This is a genomic window from Psychrobacter phenylpyruvicus DSM 7000 = NBRC 102152 (assembly GCF_000685805.1).
In the GTDB taxonomy this organism is placed as follows: domain Bacteria; phylum Pseudomonadota; class Gammaproteobacteria; order Pseudomonadales; family Moraxellaceae; genus Psychrobacter; species Psychrobacter phenylpyruvicus.
The window spans coordinates 1-21,788 of sequence record NZ_JMKP01000031.1 but is presented as its reverse complement, the minus strand read 5'-3'; the positions used below and the strand labels follow the sequence as shown (position 1 = coordinate 21,788).

The window sequence follows — 21,788 nt, the reverse complement described above, 5'->3', positions numbered from 1 at the left end:
AAAAGCCTAAATTGATACTTTAGCATTTTTTAATTGCAACTATTGATAAACTTCAGTCTAACCAGTCATAGCTGAGCTTCAACTTCAAAATGGTACCACACTTTCCCATGCCATCCAAGTATTCATAGTAGGATGCTTCAAACGCAGTTTATGAGCATGTAAATTCAGTCTTGGTGCCAATTCAAGTGCTTCGCCTTCAGCGTAGATAGGATCACCGATAATAACATGGCCTAAATGCACCATATGTACCCGCAATTGATGACTACGCCCCGTCACCGGATGCAAGGCAACACGAGTGACCGGCTTGCCTTTACGCAGCTCATGATGCAGCACTTCATAATGGGTCAAAGCATGCTTCTTCCAATCAGGGTCAACGACATGCTTAGGTTTAATGCTCGGCTCATAACGCACTGGGATATTAATCTCACCCTTTTTGCCTGGTACCGCAAGCGTGCCTTCGACAATCGCCTGATATTCTTTTTGGGGAATACGCTCAATAAACTGCTTACTAATGTGGGTCTGCGCCGGTTTATTTTTGGCAAATATCATCAGCCCAGAGGTGTCCATATCTAAGCGATGAATCAGCTTAACCTCTGGATTAGCGCGCTCTAAGCGAGAAAGCAAGCTAACCTTTAAGTCTTTGCCATCAATACTTAGCAGACCGGCGGGTTTATCTACCAACAGCAAGTCCTCATCTTCATAGACGGTGACTTCGGTCATAAAGTCTTTGAAAAACTGCTCATCACGCTCAGCTTCTTCAAGGTTTAATTGGTTTACAGTTTCGATTGATATTGCCATAACAGGTCACAAATTTAAGAATAAAAAGAAATAAGTCTAGAGGCTTTATTTGCCAAATAACAGTGTCTCAATAAAAATAACAGTACCTCAATAAGGCAGTGTCTCAATAAGAAAGCCGCAAAGTATACCATCAATCCAACTGATACCAATTATTAACCATACTTAACGGGGCAAAGACAAAACTTGATATAATAAGTGGTAATATAGTCATCATGATTCAGGCTAGGCAGTTTTTGGTGATAACTCTACAATGAGAATCGGTAATAAAAGTAGTAAACAACTAAAACTACCGCTGATGTCTGTGCTTATTTGCTAAGATTTTAACACCAATAAAAGGAATAAATTATGTCAGATTTAATTGTTAACTCAACCGACTCAAACTTTGAAAAAGATGTTGTACAGTCGGATTTGCCAGTACTGGTAGACTTTTGGGCAGCTTGGTGTGGTCCTTGTAAAGCCATTGCCCCTATATTAGAAGAGCTTGCTGAAGACTATAAAGATAAAGTAAAAGTGGTTAAGGTTGATGTGGATGAGAACCCAGAAACTGCTAGCCGCTTTGGTATCCGTAGTATCCCAACTTTAATGGTATTTAAAGGTGGCGAAAAAGTAGATATGGTTATGGGCCTACAGCCTAAAGCTGATTTAGCTGCCTTATTAGACAAGCATCTATAATTAATTTGTCACTTTATTTGATAAAAAAGTGACGTTGTTAATGAGTTAATAAAAGGTGCAGTTTATCAGTTGCCCAAAAAGCGGTTGTCGTTGACAGCCGCTTTTTTTGGGTCTAAAAGTAGTAAAATATATTATATTCCCAACATTAATAATGGTCTTAATTTGCTATAAACCCTGGTAATATAAACGGATTATCTTCGCCAAATCACCATTAAAATATACTTTAAGCTAACAAAACCATTGACATGACGCGGGTAAACACCGTATAGTTTGAATCCTAGAGAATATCTATTGTCAATTTGCGAATCTCAATGAAGAGTGCCCCGTATTTAAAAGGCCCTTTTGCTGCGAATATACGCTTATCTGCACAGAATCATCACTCAATCATCTCTGTCTTAATACCTCTGTTATTACTTGCGTATTAACTTACTGACACGCCTATTGAGAATCTATTGCTGATGATTTGATGTTAGATATTGACAACCAAAATACCTTTTCTCGCTTTCTAGTTTTACCGTATATCCTATCTGTATCCAATAACCGATTATTATTAACAAATAGGTTTGCCCTTATTTAGAGATTTATTTAAAAATTATCTGCTGGATATGGTTTGTCTTATCGAGTCTTCCTAGTCTCGATAATTATATATAGACATAAACTATATAGACATTAACTTACTCCAATCAGTTGTAGAGCATGGCTAATGCCGTCTACTACCATAAGAGATCAATCCTATTTAAGCTTAATACAGATACCAAAGCCTTCTTTATCTATACCCACTGTTCTGGCTGTTATTGAGCCAGTGGCTTTGGCTAGAAACCATAAATATAAGCAAAACCAATATAAACCCAAGCAGAAACAACAAATAGTAATGCTTCTAAACTTATACCTAATGGAAATTAGATCTTATTGAGCTAAGTAACCACTATTCATGTTAATAACGCACTCTTTTTCCTATCTTTATTTTTTATCAACTCTACCAACGTGTGGCGATATTTTACGATCGCAAGCACTTTTACAACCTATCGCATATGCTTAGTTTATATAGGCGTAACGGCAGCTGACTATGACTCAACAACCATCAAACGAAACCTCTATGAACCTCACTGAACTAAAAAAGAACTCCGTTGCTGAACTGCTAAATATTGCCAAAGAAATGGGGCTCGATAACCTTGCGCGTAGTCGCAAACAAGACATCATTTTTGCTATCTTAAAAAAACATGCCAAAAATGGGGAAGCCATTTATGGTGATGGCGTATTAGAAGTACTGCCCGATGGATTCGGTTTCCTTCGCTCTTCAGAAGGCTCTTACTTAGCTGGTCCTGACGATATATATGTTAGCCCTAGCCAAATTAGACGTTTCAGTCTGAAAACTGGGGACTCAATTGCCGGTACTATCCGCCCGCCAAAAGATTCAGAGCGTTATTTTGCCTTACTCAAAGTCGGTGAAATTAACTTTGACACCCCAGATCGCTCACGCCACAAATTAATCTTTGAGAACCTGACCCCGCTGTTCCCTACTGAGCAATTAAAGCTTGAGATGGGGAATGGCACTACCGAAGACTTAACCGGCCGTGTTATTGACTTGATTGCTCCGATCGGTAAAGGTCAACGCTCTATTATCGTAGCACCGCCAAAAGCTGGTAAAACAGTCTTATTACAAACCATCGCTCAATCCATTACCCGCAATAACCCTGAATGCTATCTGATTGTACTGCTTATCGATGAACGCCCAGAAGAGGTGACCGAGATGCAACGTACCGTACGCGGTGAAGTGGTTGCCTCAACCTTCGATGAGCCGCCACAGCGTCACGTTCAAGTGGCAGAAATGGTGATCGAAAAAGCCAAACGTCTGGTAGAGCACAAGCAGGATGTGGTTATTTTACTGGACTCTATCACCCGTCTGGCACGTGCCTATAACACTGTAATTCCATCCTCTGGTAAAGTGTTGACCGGTGGTGTGGACGCCAATGCCCTAGCCCAGCCTAAACGCTTCTTTGGGGCGGCTCGTAATATCGAAGAGGGTGGTAGTTTAACCATTATCTCAACGGCGCTGATCGATACTGGTAGTAAAATGGACAGCGTTATTTTTGAAGAATTCAAAGGTACTGGTAACCAAGAAATCACTCTTGAACGTGATTTGGCAGAAAAACGTGTGTTCCCAGCTATTAACATCAAGAAATCAGGGACTCGCCGTGAAGAGCGTCTGCTAGATGAAGACACGCTACGTAAGGTTTGGATTTTACGTAAGCTACTACAGCCGATGGATGGAGTACAAGCCACTGAGTTCTTATTAGAGCGTTTAAAAGAATCTAAGACCAACGATGAATTCTTTGACCAAATGAAGCGTAAATCACAAAACTAAACTTTAATAAGATGCCGACCAATAGCTGCAAAAAAAAGACTGCCTTTGGGTGGTCTTTTTTTCAAGCTTTTATGCAACCTCAAGCTTTTATGCAACCTTTCTTCACTATTGTCACATCAGTGTAACAAGCGTTACGTATCAGACGCAAAGGCCAGTCATATTAATACACTGAAGTGTTACAAATGGTCTATCATGAGATTTATGTAATCCGTGACTCACCAAAAGTTAAGTGACGTTCTTACTTATAGTATTTCAGCTTTTACTTATAGTACTTCAGCTTTTACTTGTAGTACTTTAGCTTTTACTTATAGTACTTCAGCTCATACTTACAGTAAGCGCGCTTATAATAGGTAAGCTCTCCTTTCTTTTTATTTTTTGTTTATCTTTTGACAAGGAAGACACCATGAAACTATCTAAATCTCTTGCTCTAGCAACCATGACAGGCTCTGCTCTATTATTAGCAGGCTGTAACTCTACAGGTGGCTATAACTCTATGAACAATACTGCTAAAGGCGCTACTGCTGGTGCAGTTGCTGGTGCTCTAATTAAATCTAAAGGCAACAGTAAAGATATCGCTAAGGGTGCCGCAACCGGTGCAGCTATTGGTGGTGTTAGTGGTTATGTAATTGATAACACTCAATAATTATATTGACTACTTAATAGTCCATAAAAAAAGAACCTGCAAAGCAGGTTCTTTTTTTATGTTTATTACAATATGGTTCTTACAATTTTTGTTATTTAAAATAAAAAGTAATAGGCTGTCTATCTACACAGCCACTAATTAAGCAGCACCTACGCTCTTTCTTTAAATGGCTCCAGAGAAAGTGTCGCAACTGCGGATATCGCCACTTTGAAGACCACGAGTAAACCAATTTACACGCTGCTCACTGGTGCCATGTGTGAAATTATCTGGCATAACGGTCCCTTGAGTTAAGCGGTCATCACCAATTTGACTGGCCGCATTCAATGCCTCTTCAATGTCCCCTTCTTCTAAGAACTGAACCCGTTGTTGGTTACGGTTGGCCCAAACCCCAGCATAACAATCCGCCTGTAACTCTTGACGTACTGAAAGTTGATTGCCTTGAGTTTCACTAAGCTGACGACGGGCTTCATTCACTTTTTGAGAAGTGCCTAACAAAGTCTGTACATGGTGACCCACCTCGTGAGCAATCACATAAGCTTGGGCAAAGTCACCTGCCTTGCCTTGGTTTTCAGCATCTCCAGATTCCTGTTGATCACCAGCAATCCCTAAGTTATTACTCATTTCAGCAAAGAACGAGGTATCCAAATAAACCTGCTGATCTGCTGGACAATAAAAAGGACCTGTGGCTGAGGTAGCACTACCACAAGCTGAATTCACTCGGCCATTAAATAAAACAAGTTGAGGCTCTCTATAGCTGCTGCCCATCTCCTCGAATATCTCCTGCCATACGGCTTCAGTATCTGCCAATACCACAGCAACAAACTGAGCATCTCTACTGTCATCATCTAAGGGCTGAGTATTGGTACTGTTTCCGGCAGTCATTGATTGACCAGTCTGTAAGGCAGTGATGGGATTAACCCCAAACACCAACCATAAAACCAATGCGATAATAATACCTAAAATACCCCCACCAGCGGCCTTACCGCTACTCATACGTACGTTTGAGCTACCACTTCTGTCACGCCATTTCATAAATCTTCGCCTTAATTATTACCTTAACGTCATGGGGATATTCATAGTAACCCCGATATTTTTGTTTAACTGTCAACTGATTTATGTGGTCATCATATAGCTTGGCAGGCTGACCGCATAGAAATTAAATAGGTTACTATCATTGGATAAGCTACTATATTAGCCAAACCTTTTTTAAAAATATCAAACCTTTTTATTGATACACTCTTTTATATTATTTTTTTGATGCGCATCTTTGTATTAATAAAGTATAATTAGCAAATACTTGGCAATTAGGCCATAAATTATTGCCTAAATCTCCATGTATTTACATTTAGTCACTTTTTAGCTAAATTATTTTGTAGCTTTTTACAACTAAATCTATATTATATACAACCGTATAAGATTAGAGTTTAGATCACCTGCCAATTTTATAAATAGCTATTTTGTATATTTATAGGGTTGGCAGTTGAAACATAATGGTAAATTAGTTCTAAGAGTTTCGTTAAAAATTGTATCTAAATATAATGTTTAACCAAATTTACTTTAACTTGTAATATTAGTGATGTATAATCGCTAACGAATTCTGACTCTACGAAATTATATTTATATAAAGTTAAATGACAGCAATACTTCCTATTTCTGCGTAACTTTTTATAAATTGTTGTGTCAGTTATATTTCACTTTCTTGGAGAAAATTATGAAACTTAAGCTAATTGCACTTTCAGGCTTAATGGCAGCTACTATGGGTTTAACAGCTTGTGATAGCAACAAAGAAAACGCTGTTGAAGATGTAAACGACGCTCAAGAAGAGCTACAAGACGCACAAGTAGAGCTTGACCAAGCTGCTGCTGAAGGCGAAACTGTTGCTGCTGAGCAAGAAGTTGTTGCTGACGCTCAAGACGCTGCTGCTGAAGCTGAAGTTGCTGCTGCTGAAGGCGACGCTGACGCTGCTGCTGAAGCTAACAACATCGATACAAACGCTACTGACGCTGCTGCTAACGAAGCAATGGCTGAAGCTGATGCAACTACTGAAGCTGCTGCTCAGTAATTTAGCTATAAAGCTCTATTGTCTAGTGAATCTACTAGCAATAGTACAAAAAAAAGAGAGCCTTTTGGCTCTCTTTTTTTATTTCTACAATAAGTTAATTAAATTATGGCAATTAACTACTGGCTATAAAAAAACCAATGACGGATAAACAGTACTTCTATAACAAAGACTCTTACCCTATCATTGGCTTATTTTGATTTCTAAACTTCAGACTGAAGCTGATAATCCTCTACTTGGCGACGTAGTTTTTGTCCCGCCTTAAAAGTAACCACGCGACGAGCGGAAATCTGTACTTCCTCCCCTGTCTTAGGATTACGTCCTGGTCGGCTTTTTTTATCTTTTAAAATAAAATTGCCAAAGCCAGAAAGCTTTACATCTCTACCCTCGACTAAATTATCATAAATCTCATCAAAGAATGAGTCTACTAACAGCCTTCCCTGCTGTCTAGTAAAACCAAATTTGCCAACTAAATGATCAATGATATCTGCCTTAGTCAACGTCTGTGTTTCTGAGTTTTTTACTGTCATTACGGCTTCCTTATCGTGTAAAACTCTTAAAATGGTCTAAAGAGACCCAGAACTATTATAAGCGCCTTTTAAGCTTCCTACTCGCCAGGCCTGCTCCTGATACGTCAATTAATTTCGACGCAAGATTTAGGAAGGGTGAACTCCCCCTTCCTAAAATCAGTTAACAACTAATTTATAGGGTTAACTGTAATCTACTATTAAACAATACTTTTGAGACTAAAGACTAGCTGTCTCTTAACTGCGCACCATGTTGACTCTGTAAGGCATCAATGACACGCTGCATAGCTTGATTGACTACTTCATCAGACAGAGTCTGAGCAGAATCTTGCCAGATTAAAGCGAAGGCTACTGAACGCACGCCATCTGGGGTGTGTTCACCTTGATATACGTCAAATAACCAGTGTTGCTGTAACAGCTCACCACCCGCTTCACGAATGGTTTGCGATAAAGCCTGACGCGGAGTTTCTGCATCTACTAATAAAGCAATATCACGACGTACTTGTGGGAATTTAGAAGGACTTGCAATAGCTTGAGTTACTCTCGCCTCTTCTAAAATAGGCGCTAAGGCTAATTGTGCTACCCAAGTCGTTGGTAAGTCAAGCTTTTGTGCCACAGTAGGATGAAGCTGACCTAACCAGCCCACTACTTCCCCATCAATTAGCAGCTCAGCACTTTGGCCAGGGTGTAAAAACGCCATCTCACTGCGCTGATAGCTGAGGCGTGACTCGTCTAGAGTTGCAGGCAATAACTGCTCCACATCACGCTTCAAATCGAAGAAATCCATCGCACGATTGCTATGTGCTTGCTCTGGTTTAATATCACCCGTTGCCACAATGGCTAGGCTTGGGGTTTGTACCAACTCATCTATTGTGGCTCCCACAAAACTCAGACCCGTTTCAAAGAAGCGGACGCGGGACTGCTGACGATTTAAGTTGTACTGCACACAAGGAATCAAGCTTGATAACAAGGTGCGGCGCATAACTGCCAAATCCGCTGAAATAGGATTGGCCAAAGCTAACAGATTACCTAGCTTAGCATCATCTAAGGCCTTCTCCATTTTTTCATCGCTGAAACTAAAACTGATCGCTTCCATATAACCGGCATCAACCATAGATAGCTTCAAGCGGTGGGTTAAATCTGCGCTATCATCGTAACGCATATCCACACCAAGATTTGGTAAAACGCTTGGAATATTATCATAACCGTAGATACGCGCAATTTCTTCAATCAAATCTTCTTTGATTTCAATATCGAAACGATGACTTGGTGGCAAACAGCTTAGCACGGTCACGCCATCTTGTTGCTGCTCTTCTACTTCAATTTCAAGCTTAGTTAGTATTTCAATAATACGCTGTTTTTCAATCTTTATGCCAATTACTTCTGAAACTTTATGCAGCGGTAACTTAACTGCTGCTCTTTTTGGCAACTTATCAAGATTTTCAACCGCAGTAATATTACCTGCTTTGCCGTTAGCTACGCTGCTAATTAGGTTAACTGCACGATTTAAAGCTTGCAATGGCAACTCAAAATCTACCCCACGCTCAAAACGCTGCGAGGCATCAGTATGCAGTCCAAAGCGACGGGCACGACCTGCTATGGCCAATTGATCAAAGAAGGCACTTTCTAACATAATATTGGTAGTACTGTCGGTGACACTGCTGCGCATGCCACCCATAATACCGGCCAATGCCAACGCCCCTTCGTCATCGGCAATAACCAACTCATCACCTTTGAAAGTAATGGTTTGTTCGTTTAGTAGCTCAAGGGTTTCGCCTTCTTTAGCAAGACGAACCTGAATACTGCCCACCACCTTATCAGCATCAAAAGCGTGTAACGGCTGGCCCAGCTCTAACAGCACATAGTTGGTCACATCCACTAAGAAGTTATGCAAGCGCTGACCACTTTGTAGTAAAGCTTTTTGCATCCAGTCTGGCGTCTCAACACTGCGATCAATATCCAACACAGGCTGGGCTAAATAACGGGGACAAGCTTCAACAGCGTCAACGGTTACCGCTTGTGTCGCCTCTACTTCGCCTTGCTGGGCGCTAATCTCTGGCGCTGTGACTTGCAGTCCATTAATGACGCCTATTTCACGAGCTATACCGCGCACACTAAAGCAGTCACCTCGGTTAGGGGTGATAGAGATGTCTAATACTTTATTGTCCAAACCGAGATAGTCACGGATATCAACGCCAATAGGCGCGTCTTCTGGCAGCTCTAGTAAGCCATCTACAACATCAGGTAAGTCAATCTCTGATGCGCCGCACAGCATGCCTTGTGACTCTACACCACGCAGCTTGCTCTTCTTAATTTTAAAGCCTTTGCCATCTTCAGTAGGTAGCTTGGCACCGATAATTGCCACTGGAGCACGCATGCCTACTTTGACATTGGGCGCACCACAAACAATCTGTAATGGCGCATCCGCATTAATGTTTACTTGAGTTACCCTTAGCTTATCTGCGTCTGGATGTGGCTCTACACTGATTACCTCACCCACCACCACGCCACTAAACTCTGCAGCAACCGCTTCAATATCATCAATTTCAAGGCCAGCCATAGTCAGTTGATCGGCTAGAGCCTGCGTATCATTATTGGGATTTACCCACTCGCGTAACCATTGTTCGCTAATTTTCATAGAATTCTCAAAAGGCTGTCAAATTATTATGTCTGTTATTGGTAGAGTATGATTGCAGAATAACTGTTTTGGCTTATCCAAACTGGCGCAAGAATCGCACATCGTTTTGGAAGAACAAACGCAAATCATCAATACCATAATAAAGCATGGCAAAACGCTCAATACCCATACCGAAAGCAAAGCCGGTGTATTTTTCAGAGTCAATACCACAGTTGGTCAGTACTTTGGGGTGCACCATACCGCAGCCCATCACCTCAAGCCATTTACCATTATCTGCTAGGATATCTACTTCTGCTGATGGCTCAGTGAATGGGAAGAACGAGGGACGGAAACGTACCGTTAACTGCTTACCAAAGAAAGCTTCCAAAAACTCGTTAATAAGCCCTTTTAGCTCTGCAAAAGTAGTGTGCTCAGTCACCATCAACCCTTCTAGCTGATGGAACATAGGAGAGTGTGTTTGATCCGAGTCACAGCGATAAACACGGCCAGGACAGATAATACGAATCGGTGGCTCACCCGCCTCCATAGTACGAATCTGTACCGGGCTGGTATGGGTACGTAATAAATAATGGGCATCAAAATAGAAGGTATCATGCATGGCCCGTGCCGGGTGATGTGACGGGATATTTAGTGCCTCAAAGTTATAGTAATCACTTTCAACTTCAGGGCCCGTTGCCACATTAAAGCCGGCTTGCATGAAGAACTGCTGCATACGCTGAGTGGTCATAGTAACCGGATGCAATTGACCTTTTTGTTGACCACGAGCTGGCAAAGTAATATCAATACGCTCTGCTTCCAGCTTGGCGTTAAGGGCCGCCTCTTCTAATACTTGCTGCTGGGCATTTAGACCGTCAGTGATCTGAGTACGTACTTGATGCAACCAACCCCCTAGCGTTTTTCTGCTATCGGCATCGAGTTTACCCATTTGCTTCGACCAACCGGTTAAAGCACTCTTTTTACCGGTAAGTGTCACTCGCATTTGCTGTAAGTCTGCGCTGTTAACAATCTCGCTAATCGCAGACTTAGCTGCCTCAGCATAGCCTTGTAATTCGGCTTCGGTTAACTCGCTTAAAACATCAGATAAACTGGGTAAGCTGGCTATAAGTTCAGCTAAGCCGCGCTTATTATCAGCAGCAGTGTCTGGGGCATTTGAGGTAGGATCAGATGAAACGTCAGATTGAGTCATGTAAGCATTCTCAGAGTTTGTTAGCTAATGGCAGCCTTGATGAAGCTTCAGGCACCTAGATTTTAAGGATAGCAAAGTCGGGGCTGCAACTTAAGCGTTTGTATAATAGTTATAAATGTTTAATTGCAGTAATTGTAAGCAAATAAAACAAAAAAAGCCATCATATGCGATGGCTTCTCTTATAACGATAATAACTACTTAGGCTTGGTTTTAATAATTAAGCCAAGGCAGCTTTTGCTTTTTCAGTCAATGCAGTGAAAGCAGCAGCATCATGCATAGCGATGTCGGCTAGAACGCGACGATCGATTTCGATGTTTGCTTTTTTCAGACCATTGATGAAACGGCTATAGCTTAAACCATTTAAACGTGCACCAGCGTTGATACGAGCGATCCATAGACGACGGAAAGTACGTTTTTTGTTGCGACGGTCACGGTAAGCATACTGACCAGCTTTAGTTACTGCTTGTACCGCTACACGATAAACTCTTGAACGAGCTCCGTAATAACCTTTAGCGCGCTTTAAGATTTTTTTGTGACGACGGTTTGCTTGAACACCACGTTTTACACGGGCCATAAAATACTCCTAATAAATTGATTTGCCTGAACTTATACCGGTTAAATAAAGTATAAGAACGTTAGAAATTAAGTGGGTTTATAAATAAGGGCACATACGGCGAACCGCAGCTACATCAGCAACATGTACCAGTTTCGTACCACGTAATTGGCGAATACGCTTAGGAGACTTCTTGGTCAGAATGTGACGTTTGAACGCTTGTTTGCGCTTGAAGCCGTTAGCAGTTTTTTTGAAACGCTTGGCAGCGCCACGCTTAGTTTTCATTTTAACTTTCATAAGAACCTCTTATTCTTTGTTGCTAGTCTATGCCATTATCTGAAACAGATAACTGCTGACTTAACAGCCAAGGGAAAACCTGTTCGTCAGTGGGATTATCGACCTTTATAAATAGCAACCAAATGCTCATTATAAAGAGGATTCCAACACTGCCTTGAGGTGGGAAGCGCGCATTATATCAGATACGCAGCTTTTAACCAACTAAATTCACCCTATTAAGCTACTTTTAGCCCCTATAATTAAAATATTAATCACTTTGATGGGTCTAACCCTGCTCTTTATTGTTTTTTTGTCTATTATTAGCCCAATCAGGCCTTACTATATAATGCTGACTGGAGGATAAACCTATATACTAAAGCTAGCTACTAAAAGGCTATATCATAAAAAGCTTACTATCCTCTAAGCTACCAAGTATTTCCGTGTCTGATTTACACTGTAAAACCAAATATTTAGCTTTCACTGATTAATAGGGTGCTGCCTCATGTCCAACCCCAATACACCGACTACTGATACTAGCGTTAACCTGAAGAGCGCTAACCCCAATAATAAAGCCACCTGGTTAGATGAGATTACCTTTACCGCAGAGGGGCTAATCCCCGCAATTGCTCAAGATAAGCAGACCGGTGAGATTTTAATGATGGCGTGGATGAACCGTGAGTCTTTACAGCTTACGGCACAGACCAAAACGGCGGTCTATTTCTCACGCTCACGCGGTAAGTTATGGCATAAAGGTGAGACATCAGGACATACCCAAATTGTGCACGACATTCATCTAGACTGTGATGCCGATGTTATTGTGTTGTCTGTGACACAAATCGGTGATATTGCTTGTCATACCGGACGCAAATCATGCTTTTATCGTAAACTGAATTTAACCTCGACCTCGCCTAGCTGGGAGGCTGTAGCCCCTGTTATCAAAGACCCTAATGAGATTTATGGCACTACTGTCTCGAAGGCAACGGATGCTATAATGGCAACAGGCAACAGTAACTTAGACTCTGCAGAGGCTGTGGCCACTATCGAGGCCAGTACCGTACTACAACAGCTAGATGCGGTAATGGCTGAACGCAAACAAGCGGACGCCAAAAGCTCCTATGTCGCTAGCCTGTATGCCAAAGGTATTAATAAAATTTTGGAAAAAGTCGGCGAAGAAGCCGTCGAGACCATCATTGCTGCAAAAGACTTGGCCTCTGCTAGCAATACTACAGAAGCTGTGGTCAATACAGATAACGACCTAGCTAATGAGCATCCGGCCCTGACTGATGATCTTATCTATGAGATAGCCGATGTCTGGTTCCATACAATTGTCACATTGGCTTGGTTTAATATACGGTCCGATCGCGTTTTGGTAGAGTTGGCAAGACGCTTTGGACTGTCTGGCATAGAAGAGAAAAATAGCCGTACTCAATAGAGGATATGGCTGGTTTGTATATATCGTTATGTATAGTTAGGTACATAAGTCTAATTGTAGACAGCACTAGCTTGAATCATAAACCGTTGAAAAGTTTTTACAAATTAATGAGTTAAATAAAAGGACACTATCATGAGCCTATCTCCAATGCAGTTATTAATTATTCTAGGCATTGCTCTGCTTATATTCGGCACCTCAAAACTAAAAAATGCCGGTAAAGATCTAGGCGGCGCCGTTAAAGGCTTTAAAGATGCGGTAAAAGATGAAGAAGAGGCCCATGCCAAAGCCAAAAACCAGCCAAAAGTTATCGATCATGAAACCTCTGAAACCCCAGAAGTAAAAGTGACTGTAGAAAAAACCAAGGCTGAAGACACTCATCAATCTTAGTTCTTATTGCAGAAGTCTGTGCTACTAAATACAGTGATAGGATATTAAGCGGTTATGTTTAACTTCAGTTTTTATGAGCTTATGGTCTTTGGTATCATTGCGCTCATCGTTTTGGGTCCTGAAAAGTTACCACAAGCGGTGCGTACGGTAGGTACTTATTATTCTAAGTTCCGCCGCACCATAGGCACTTTGAAGGCCGAGATGGAAGCTGAGCTGGATTTGGCAGAAACCCGGCAATTAATGCAACAAGAGTTGGCTAAAATCCGTGAGTCAGAAGCTGAGATGCAAAAAGAGATGGCTCAGCTGCGCGGCAGTATCCAAGAATTTGAACAACAACAAAACTCACAGCTAAAGCAACTGCAAACGGGCAAGCCTACGGACAATATTGAGCAAAAAGAGTGGGTACACCCTGTTGCCAATGCCAATCCAAATACCGATTATGCCTATGGCTCTACAAATAGCTCTGACTCATTAAAGGCTAATGCGACGCAGCCTGCTGAACTCTCTACGCCGCAGATGACTCGTCCTTGGGAGAACATGTGGTTTTTACTGGGAGACTACGATCGAGTGAGACGCTTGCCACCACCCCCTTTTTTACCCAACTATACCGCCAATCCTTTGTTATACGACACTGAGGTAACAGAAACAGACACTGGCTCAGCTAAGCCGACTGAGGTCAGACCATGAGTTTATTCAAAAAAAAGAAACAGCGCTTCGCCTCTACAGACAAAGAGTCGGTACCAGATAATAACTCGATCAACTCCTCTGATACAGCTGCTAATGAAGACGCTTTAGCAGATATGCCCCTTACTGAGCATTTGGTCGAGTTAAGAGCGCATTTGATTAAAATCATGGTGGTGGTTACGGTTATTTTCTTAGGCTTAGTGGGTTTTTCTCGTGAGCTATACGATATTATTTCTGAACCATTAGTAGAAATACTGCCCACGGCTTCTACCATGATTGCCATCGATCCTGTGGCCAACTTCATGGCACCTATTCGGCTGACGCTACTTACCTCAGCCTTTTTTGCGATGCCTTTTATCCTGTATCAGATTTGGGCTTTTGTTGCTCCAGGCTTATATAAACATGAAAAACGAATAGCAGTACCTATTCTCCTATCCTCTATAGTCTTGTTCTATACTGGGGTGGCCTTTGCCTACTTTATTGTGTTAAAAAGAGCACTTAGCTTTTTGATAGCTTTTTCTCCTTCAAATATCGTACCTATGACCGATATTGAGAGCTACCTTAGCTTCGTAACCAAGCTGCTGATGTTGTTTGGGATTACTTTTGAGATACCGGTAGTGGTTCTTATCTTAGTCGTTACCGGCATTGTATCCGTCGCTACACTGGCTGATAAAAGACGCTATGTGATTGTCGCTTGTTTTGCAGCCGCTGGAGTAATGTCCCCTCCTGATGTGCCCTCTATGTTCTTACTGGCGATTCCCATGATTTTATTGTTTGAGATTGGTTTGCTGTTAGCACGTATGTTAGTAAAAGAGAAAAAAGCTGCTCTCACTGAGGAAGAGGAATAATAAGTAAAGTAAAGAGAATAATAAGTAAAGTTCAGCTACTGTTTATTTGCTGCTATTAGTTACTGCTAAATACACCGTTTAAATTTTCAGCCGCTTTAATCTGCTATAATAATCTTCGACTCCTTGTGAGCAACTTGGAGTCGTGATTAATCACCCCAACTCCTAGCCAAACTTTGGCTCCTATATTTTTGATTTAACCGCTCTAGGTAAAGGCTCTATCGCTGTTTTACATCTATGCCTGTTTTGAAATAGACAGTAAACCGTTTGTAAGTAAATAATAGACCATTTTGAAACAGATAGTAGACCGTCCTTTAATCAATGAGCTTTGCCAGCTACCATTGCTTCGTCAATGGTTTTTTTAGCCCTCTTTTTTTATCCATAGGTAATAATATGTCTGTAACTGCTTTATCGTCAGCACCCATGCCGGCCTATATGAGTGATCCGACCGATGAGCAGTTAGCTGCCTTAAATATGGCTATGGACGGTAATTCTTTTAAAATAGTGGCCTATGCTGGGGCCGGTAAAACCACCACATTGAAGCTTATCGCTGAACGTCTGCGTGGTCGTGGCTTGTATTTGGCTTTTAACAAAGGCATTGCCAATGAGGCCAAACAAAAATTCCCAGGTCACGTTGATTGTCGTACTTTTCACTCCTTGGCTTACCGTCACGTATCTCGAGATATTACCGCTAAGCTGTCACTACCGCGCTTTTCGCCCAAACGTTTGGGTGATGATCTGGGACTACATACCGTCCAAGTGCGCCGTCAGATGGAGGGCAAAACCACTTATGTCAATTTAACCCCTGCCCGCCAAGCTAGGTTTGTCAGTGATGCCGTTAGCAACTTCTGTAGCACCCATGCCAGCTATCCGGCCCCGCGCCATTTGCAATTCCCTAGTTGGATTTCGGCAGCGGATGCAGAGCAATTGCGTGAGAGACTATATCCTGCTGTTGAGCAGCGCTGGCTACAATCGATAGATCCCAGACACCCAGCAGGAATTGGTCATGATATTTATCTAAAGCAGTGGGCACTGTCAAAGCCTATTATTCCAGCTGATTTTATTTTATTTGATGAAGCCCAAGATGCGGACCCTTTAATGATGGGCATATTGACCCAACAACCGCGCCAAGTCATCTACGTTGGGGATGCGCATCAACAAATTTATGAATGGCGCGGGGCAGTCAACGCCATGAAAAAGCTGCCTTTGCCGCAGACCCTACTGACTCAATCCTTCCGTTTTGGCGAAGACATTGCGGATGTTGCCAATTTATTTTTGACAGCGCTGCAAGAAGAAGTGCCCTTAAGAGGCAATCCTAAGAAGACTTCGAGTACCGACAAGATATCGACGCATGGCAAAAAAGATGCCATCCTATGCCGTACCAATGCCGCGGCAATGGCACAACTGTTATCGGGGCTAAAAAATGGCCATAAAGTGGCACTGCAAGCCGATGCCGATAGAATGCTCAAGTTCTGCAAAGCGGCGGAGAGTCTAAAGGCGGGGAAATCTGCTTACGGCGTACCTGAGCTTGCTTATTTTTATAACTGGGGTGACGTCCAAGATTATGCGGAGACCAATGAAGGTAGTGATCTTAAGACGCTGGTGAAACTTGTTGATGACCATGGTACTGAGGTGCTGTCACAAGCGGTAAATAGTCTGACCGATGTGCGCGATGCCGATTATGTTATCTCTACCGCCCATAAGGCCAAAGGTCTTGAATGGGACCGAGTACAACTTGATGATGACTTCTATTATGACGTTACCACGCATGGGATAAAGATTAGCCCTGAAGAGCTGCGCCTACTTTATGTCGCCTGTACCCGAGCCAAAGACAACCTCGATATTCACAATATTAGGGACTTAATCTCCGGCTTTAAATCGGGTAAAAAAGTTATTTATGGGACTTAACATAATCTGCTATCTTGTCCCAAATCATGAGGTGGTGGCTGTCTTATTACAGATAGGCTATCATGCCTCCTTTATTTCTGCGTCTGTATAATCGCCATGTCTTTTTCAGCCCAATTTTTCTCAAATCCTGTGCGTCTGCTTGCTCCTATGGAGGGGCTAACTGACCCGTTAATGCGTCAAATCCTGACCCAAATTGCCAGCGATTTGGGGCGTCCCTATGATTGGTCTGTCAGCGAATTCATTCGGGTGACTCAGCATGTGCTGCCGGATCATGTATTTTACCGCTTTGTGCCTGAGCTAAGAAATGACAGCCGAACTAACAGCGGCACCCCCATTCATGTGCAGCTACTGGGCAGTAATCCAGAATTGATGGGTGAAAACGCTTTAGCAGCCTGTGCCCTTGGTGCACCTGCTATAGATATCAATTTTGGCTGTCCAGCAAAGACGGTTAATAATCATCGCGGTGGCAGTGTGTTACTCGATGAGCCTAGCCTGATGCGCGATATTATTTCTGCGGTACGCGACAAAACACCGAGCCATATCCCAGTTTCGGCGAAAATACGTTTGGGTTACACCGACAGCAGTAATCTGCAAGACATTAGAAGTGCCATTGCCGACAGTGGCGCCGACTGGCTAACCATCCATGCCCGCACCAAGACTCAAGGCTACAAACCTCCTGCTTATTGGGAAAAAATTGTCAGCTTTACAGAGCTTAATATACCAATAATTGCCAATGGCGAGATCTGGAATCATGACCATGCCCTGCGTTGTAGCACGCAGTCCAATACCGCGCACCTTATGCTGGGTCGAGGGGCTGTAACCCGACCAGATTTGGTGGCCCAAATTGATAACCCAGACATTACTCTACCCTGGCAGGCACTTATTGTGCATCAAGTTGCCTTTTTGCAAGGTGAGGCAAAAAGTGATCTGGCGTTAATTGGCCGCTATAAACAGTGGCTCGGCATGCTCAGTAAAGGCTATGTAGAGGCCAAAGAGCTGTGGGAGGACATTAAGCGCGTGCGCGATAAGCAGAGCATTATAGATAAGCTTGAAGCACAAATTAGGTAACTTTAGCTTTCAAATTATGCTTGTAATAAACTGGCAACCAAAAAAAGGAGCTTGATTGATATCAAGCTCCTTTTTTTATTTTCTTTTATTTTATTTTATTTACAGCTTATCAAAGTGTTCGAATTATCTAAATATCGAATTATCCAATCTCTAAAAGGCCATTTTTACTGCCAAATAAAACAGCATAAAACAACAAGCCATCGATAATGCCCAAATAATAGAGCGTAAGGTTGGCAAGTTAACGATATAGGCAATGGCATAAATTAGTCGTAAAGCCACATACATCACAGCCAGATAGTTGACCACAATTTGGGGCACAAAAAACAACATGGCAACGATCACCGAGGCCAAGAATATCGGCAAACTCTCAAAGCTATTTTGCTGGGCAGCATGAGCGCGCGCTGCCCTACCACTAAACTTAGCGACAACCTCACGGGGATGACTATTGTCAGCCATACTAAACCCACCCAGTGCCTTAGCCAGCATGGCTAGCAAAAAAGGTAGGGCACTGGCAATTATCATAGTCCAGATAGCTACATTTGCAGTGTCTGGTATTAAGGCGAAGAACCAACTCATCATATCTTCCTTAGGTTTCGACTGATCATTTACTGCCTATTTGTTTTTTAGTTAATTATTAGGCTTGCCCTGAGAGCTGTGGCCTGAGATTAACTGGCAACCACCTCAAAGCTATGGGTAATATGCACCCCACCGTCCGCTAGCATTTTGCTAGCTGAGCAGTATTTGTCCGCAGACAATGCCACTGCTTTTTCTACTTGTTTTTCTTTGACGTCATTACCGGTCACTACAAAATGCAAATGAATGTCGGTATATACCGCTGGCACCGTATCGGCGCGTACTGCAGATAACTCACAGCGTACATCTTGAATATCTTGACGGCTCTTTTGTAGAATACCGACCACATCATAGCTGGCACAACCGCCTAGCCCTAATAAAACAAGTTCCATAGGGCTGGCACCGGCTACTTTATTGGCATCAATATCAACTCTCTTACCCGATGGCGCAGTACCAATAAAGTGTTTGTCCTCTTTCCAAGTCACATCGCCTTGTAGGGGCATAGATTTTGGATCTAGTCTTGGGGTGTCATTACTCATGATGCGGTCCTATTCATCTATTCTAACGGTTGTTATATTTTTATAATTAGCTGGCTTATTCGCCAAAAACAGAGTTAATCCTACCACGCTATGGGTGGGATGCAAATATGCTTCGCGTAATCGTTGCATTCAGTTTAGCTTATCAGCTACCTATCTCTAGCTTGCTTACTTTTAAAACTAAAAGGCTGAATAGTATTAACTATTCAGCCTTGTTATTATTTTATGGTAATCTAAGAAATTAAATCAGAGAATATTATCTAATTAGCTCGATAAATACGCTGGTGAGGTCATCCTCATCACTTGAAGCATATGACACGCCGGCATTGCCTAAGAATGATTTAAACTGACGAGACAATCCAAGGCTAGCTCCAAAGCTGTCCTCATCGAGACTGGCTTTTGGGCCGTTGAATGAGATATCAGATAAAGTATTGACCCGTGCTGTGACTTCTTTATGATTGTCGTCTAATAGCTTTTGATAATGGACATCACCAAATACATTTAAGTTGTTACTCAAGCGACTATTGGCCTTCACCCCTAACGTGCCATATACCGTATTATATTTCTGCTTATCGAACTGCATGGCAATAGGGTCATCTGATGAACCTTCTTTAATTGCATCAAGCTTAACGCGGTTGGCCGTAGCACCAAGATAGGGCGTTATTGTAGTATTAGTAAACTGTGCCATATTGCCCATCTGCAGCGGATAACCCGCTTGTAGCGACGCATAATAGCGACTGCCATCGATATCAGATTTATAGTTGTCAGTATAGTTATCTAGGCTCACTTTACGGTTTATTTCCATATCAATAGTGCTATAGCCTAACGCCCCATTTAACTGCACTTTGCCTAGATTATGGCTGTGATACAGACCTAGCCCCAGCTCATCAAAGTCAACCTTATCCAGACCATTACGCTGGTTACTGTCTAATTCGGATTGACTCAGATTGGCATAAACCCCTGTCATCGCATTCGGTAAGCCGCTATGGGTAAAGTCCAGCCCCATTAATAGCTGTGCATTGCCACTGCTCTCAAACCCAGCCACATCTAGCGAATTGATATTTGCAGATACCCATCCCTCAGGACTCATGCTTTGAGTGTTGTAATTTTGGCTTTGGCGCTGATTAATATGGGTTTGTAAGCGCTCGTTGGTGGCTAATCCCGACTGGGTGGCAATATGTGGTAACACACTGACCTGACTTGGTGCGGTTACTACTGCTGTGGCATAGTCGGCAATCATTTTATGAGCACGTCCTGTGGGATGCACGCCATCAGCAAAGAAATAGCTGTTTTCCGCCCCTGGCTTAGCTAAGTCTTCTCTTCCGCACTCAACAGAACTAACATCCTTACAGGCTTTGTCGGTCACATTGCTAAAACCATACGCTGAAAGGTCTGCTGCCACTTTTTGCAATAAGCTGAAAGTGTCTAACGGGATGACATTAGCCCCGCTATTTTTAACCCCTTGATACAATGCTTCATTATACTTGCTTACTAAGTCTGAACCGAATGAGGCAAAAGGAGTATTCACGAAATCTGGGGTTAACCCTACATCTGGAATGTTAGGTACCAAAATATAATTAGCCCCATTATCGTTAAGCTTTTTAATAGCGGACAACTCGTCAGAAACAGCATCTGAAATAATACTATCGGCATTTGCGACATTTTTGACCACAGCAAATAAATCATTTGCGCCGCTCCATACGCTATATAACCCCTTTGAATCGATGTCTTGATCGGCTAAATAGCGGTCTACTTGACTACGCGCTGAATAAACAGGGAGGGGCTTGCCGGTAGAATCTTTATATTTGTCATGTTGCACATCAATACCGGACCTAGCGCCACCAATCGCATAGTTATTACCCGTAGTCATTTGTTGACCCGTTACTTCATCATAAGTATTCGCTATTGAGGATAGCCCTAAGCTTTCTGCAAAAGGAGTGGCCCAAGTATTATCAGGGTTTGTGGTATATTGCCCCGATTGTGGATTCCCTAGAGCTTCAGTCGCTTCCTTAAAATAACCCCCATCAGTCAAGCTATCGCCAAAAAAAGTGACACTACTATAGTCACTGGCATGGGCCACACCCATACCAGATAAAGTAATGGCCAATATCGCTTTTGATAGGGTCTTTAATGCAGGGAATTGAACTCTTCTTTCGGAGCAATAAGTGGTGGGTTTATATGCAGACATCTCGACTTCCTTGTCGTTAATTAACGGTTAATCATTTACTAAATAAACATAGACTTATGGTGAACAAGTGTACACAATAATCCTAATAGAGGCAATAAATTCAGCATTTAGTTAACGTACTCCCCAATGTCTAGACCAAATTATCATAAAATTAAGATAGAATTGGGTTGATAAAACGATTCATTATCCGAACTATTGTTAGCCAGATAAACCTGTGCAGGAGTATGGTAATCGAGCGACTGATGTAAACGCTCATGATTGTAAAACTCGAAATACTCTTTCAAACCTGCTCTTGCCTGACTGACTGTCTCAAACTGTCGCAAATACACGCATTCATACTTCACTGACCGCCAAAGCCTTTCCACAAAGATATTATCCAGAGCCCTACCGCGACCATCCATACTGATAGCAATACCCTGCTCAATGAGCGGTCTGGTAAATCTTGGGCTG

Annotated in this window: 21 protein-coding genes; 10 read left to right on the top strand and 11 right to left on the bottom strand. The window is 42.3% G+C overall.

The genetic code is table 11. From position 1 onward, the window contains the following. Window positions 1-84: 84 nt before the first annotated feature. Entirely contained in the window at window positions 85-798 is a 714-nt protein-coding gene (locus G561_RS0110855; RefSeq protein WP_028859583.1) for an RluA family pseudouridine synthase, read from the bottom strand. 345 nt (window positions 799-1,143) lie between these two features. Here G561_RS0110855 and trxA point away from each other — a divergent pair, with 345 nt between their 5' ends. The 3 genes from trxA (at window position 1,144) to G561_RS0110840 (ending at window position 4,478) form a co-directional block, all read left to right on the top strand. Then, window positions 1,144-1,470 (top strand): thioredoxin, encoded by a 327-nt coding sequence (gene trxA / locus G561_RS0110850; protein WP_028859582.1) that lies wholly within the window; start codon window positions 1,144-1,146, stop codon window positions 1,468-1,470. A 1,096-nt stretch (window positions 1,471-2,566) separates the two neighbouring features. Further along, window positions 2,567-3,835 carry a transcription termination factor Rho gene (gene rho, locus G561_RS0110845; protein WP_028859581.1) on the top strand — a complete coding sequence of 423 codons (1,269 nt, stop codon included), beginning with the start codon at window positions 2,567-2,569 and terminating at the stop codon, window positions 3,833-3,835. A gap of 403 nt (window positions 3,836-4,238) precedes the next feature. Beyond that, entirely contained in the window at window positions 4,239-4,478 is a 240-nt protein-coding gene (locus tag G561_RS0110840; RefSeq protein WP_028859580.1) for a glycine zipper family protein, read from the top strand. A 162-nt stretch (window positions 4,479-4,640) separates the two neighbouring features. Here G561_RS0110840 and ypfJ read toward each other — a convergent pair whose 3' ends face one another. After that, window positions 4,641-5,510 (bottom strand): KPN_02809 family neutral zinc metallopeptidase, encoded by an 870-nt coding sequence (gene ypfJ / locus G561_RS0110835; protein ID WP_028859579.1) that lies wholly within the window; start codon window positions 5,508-5,510, stop codon window positions 4,641-4,643. A 679-nt stretch (window positions 5,511-6,189) separates the two neighbouring features. Here ypfJ and G561_RS0110830 point away from each other — a divergent pair. Continuing rightward, window positions 6,190-6,540, top strand: coding sequence for a hypothetical protein (locus tag G561_RS0110830; RefSeq protein ID WP_028859578.1), 351 nt, complete (start codon window positions 6,190-6,192; stop codon window positions 6,538-6,540). 200 nt (window positions 6,541-6,740) lie between these two features. Here the strand turns inward: G561_RS0110830 and G561_RS0110825 are convergent, their stop codons facing one another. From G561_RS0110825 to rpmI, 5 genes are all read right to left on the bottom strand, one after another. Further along, on the bottom strand, window positions 6,741-7,067 hold the full coding sequence (locus tag G561_RS0110825; protein WP_028859577.1) for an integration host factor subunit alpha: 327 nt from the start codon (window positions 7,065-7,067) through the stop codon (window positions 6,741-6,743). 223 nt (window positions 7,068-7,290) lie between these two features. Further along, window positions 7,291-9,702: a phenylalanine--tRNA ligase subunit beta gene (gene pheT, locus G561_RS0110820; protein ID WP_028859576.1), complete on the bottom strand. Its 2,412-nt coding sequence runs from the start codon at window positions 9,700-9,702 to the stop codon at window positions 7,291-7,293. Between the two features lie 73 nt (window positions 9,703-9,775). Next, entirely contained in the window at window positions 9,776-10,888 is a 1,113-nt protein-coding gene (pheS, locus tag G561_RS0110815; RefSeq protein ID WP_227674075.1) for a phenylalanine--tRNA ligase subunit alpha, read from the bottom strand. A 217-nt stretch (window positions 10,889-11,105) separates the two neighbouring features. Beyond that, entirely contained in the window at window positions 11,106-11,462 is a 357-nt protein-coding gene (rplT, locus tag G561_RS0110810; protein WP_007394884.1) for a 50S ribosomal protein L20, read from the bottom strand. 78 nt (window positions 11,463-11,540) lie between these two features. Beyond that, window positions 11,541-11,738, bottom strand: a complete 198-nt coding sequence (gene rpmI / locus G561_RS0110805) for a 50S ribosomal protein L35 (RefSeq protein WP_007394883.1) — start codon at window positions 11,736-11,738, stop codon at window positions 11,541-11,543. Between the two features lie 481 nt (window positions 11,739-12,219). Between rpmI and hisIE the strand changes: the two genes are divergently transcribed. The 6 genes from hisIE (at window position 12,220) to G561_RS0110775 (ending at window position 18,041) form a co-directional block, all read left to right on the top strand. After that, a complete protein-coding gene (hisIE, locus tag G561_RS0110800) occupies window positions 12,220-13,149 on the top strand; it encodes a bifunctional phosphoribosyl-AMP cyclohydrolase/phosphoribosyl-ATP diphosphatase HisIE (protein ID WP_081794452.1) in 930 nt (309 codons plus the stop codon). Between the two features lie 132 nt (window positions 13,150-13,281). Beyond that, the gene (gene tatA, locus G561_RS0110795) at window positions 13,282-13,536 is read left to right on the top strand and encodes a twin-arginine translocase TatA/TatE family subunit (RefSeq protein ID WP_028859573.1); all 255 of its coding nucleotides are present in this window, start codon (window positions 13,282-13,284) and stop codon (window positions 13,534-13,536) included. Between the two features lie 54 nt (window positions 13,537-13,590). Continuing rightward, window positions 13,591-14,223, top strand: coding sequence for a Sec-independent protein translocase protein TatB (gene tatB / locus G561_RS0110790; protein ID WP_028859572.1), 633 nt, complete (start codon window positions 13,591-13,593; stop codon window positions 14,221-14,223). Next, window positions 14,220-15,068, top strand: a complete 849-nt coding sequence (tatC, locus tag G561_RS0110785) for a twin-arginine translocase subunit TatC (RefSeq protein ID WP_028859571.1) — start codon at window positions 14,220-14,222, stop codon at window positions 15,066-15,068. The genes tatB and tatC overlap by 4 nt, the downstream gene beginning before the upstream one ends. A 390-nt stretch (window positions 15,069-15,458) precedes the next feature. Then, window positions 15,459-16,973, top strand: a complete 1,515-nt coding sequence (locus G561_RS0110780; RefSeq protein WP_037032252.1) for a UvrD-helicase domain-containing protein — start codon at window positions 15,459-15,461, stop codon at window positions 16,971-16,973. A 96-nt stretch (window positions 16,974-17,069) separates the two neighbouring features. After that, window positions 17,070-18,041, top strand: coding sequence for a tRNA dihydrouridine synthase (locus G561_RS0110775; protein ID WP_037032250.1), 972 nt, complete (start codon window positions 17,070-17,072; stop codon window positions 18,039-18,041). Between the two features lie 150 nt (window positions 18,042-18,191). Here the strand turns inward: G561_RS0110775 and G561_RS0110770 are convergent, their stop codons facing one another. From G561_RS0110770 to G561_RS14495, 4 genes are all read right to left on the bottom strand, one after another. Then, window positions 18,192-18,617, bottom strand: coding sequence for an MAPEG family protein (locus G561_RS0110770; RefSeq protein ID WP_028859568.1), 426 nt, complete (start codon window positions 18,615-18,617; stop codon window positions 18,192-18,194). An 89-nt stretch (window positions 18,618-18,706) separates the two neighbouring features. Continuing rightward, window positions 18,707-19,117 carry an OsmC family protein gene (locus tag G561_RS0110765; protein ID WP_028859567.1) on the bottom strand — a complete coding sequence of 137 codons (411 nt, stop codon included), beginning with the start codon at window positions 19,115-19,117 and terminating at the stop codon, window positions 18,707-18,709. A 289-nt stretch (window positions 19,118-19,406) separates the two neighbouring features. Then, entirely contained in the window at window positions 19,407-21,338 is a 1,932-nt protein-coding gene (locus G561_RS0110755; RefSeq protein ID WP_028859566.1) for an autotransporter domain-containing protein, read from the bottom strand. A 143-nt stretch (window positions 21,339-21,481) separates the two neighbouring features. After that, window positions 21,482-21,788, bottom strand: a 307-nt coding sequence (locus G561_RS14495; RefSeq protein ID WP_155954123.1) for an integrase core domain-containing protein, incomplete at its 5' end; no start/stop codon positions are given.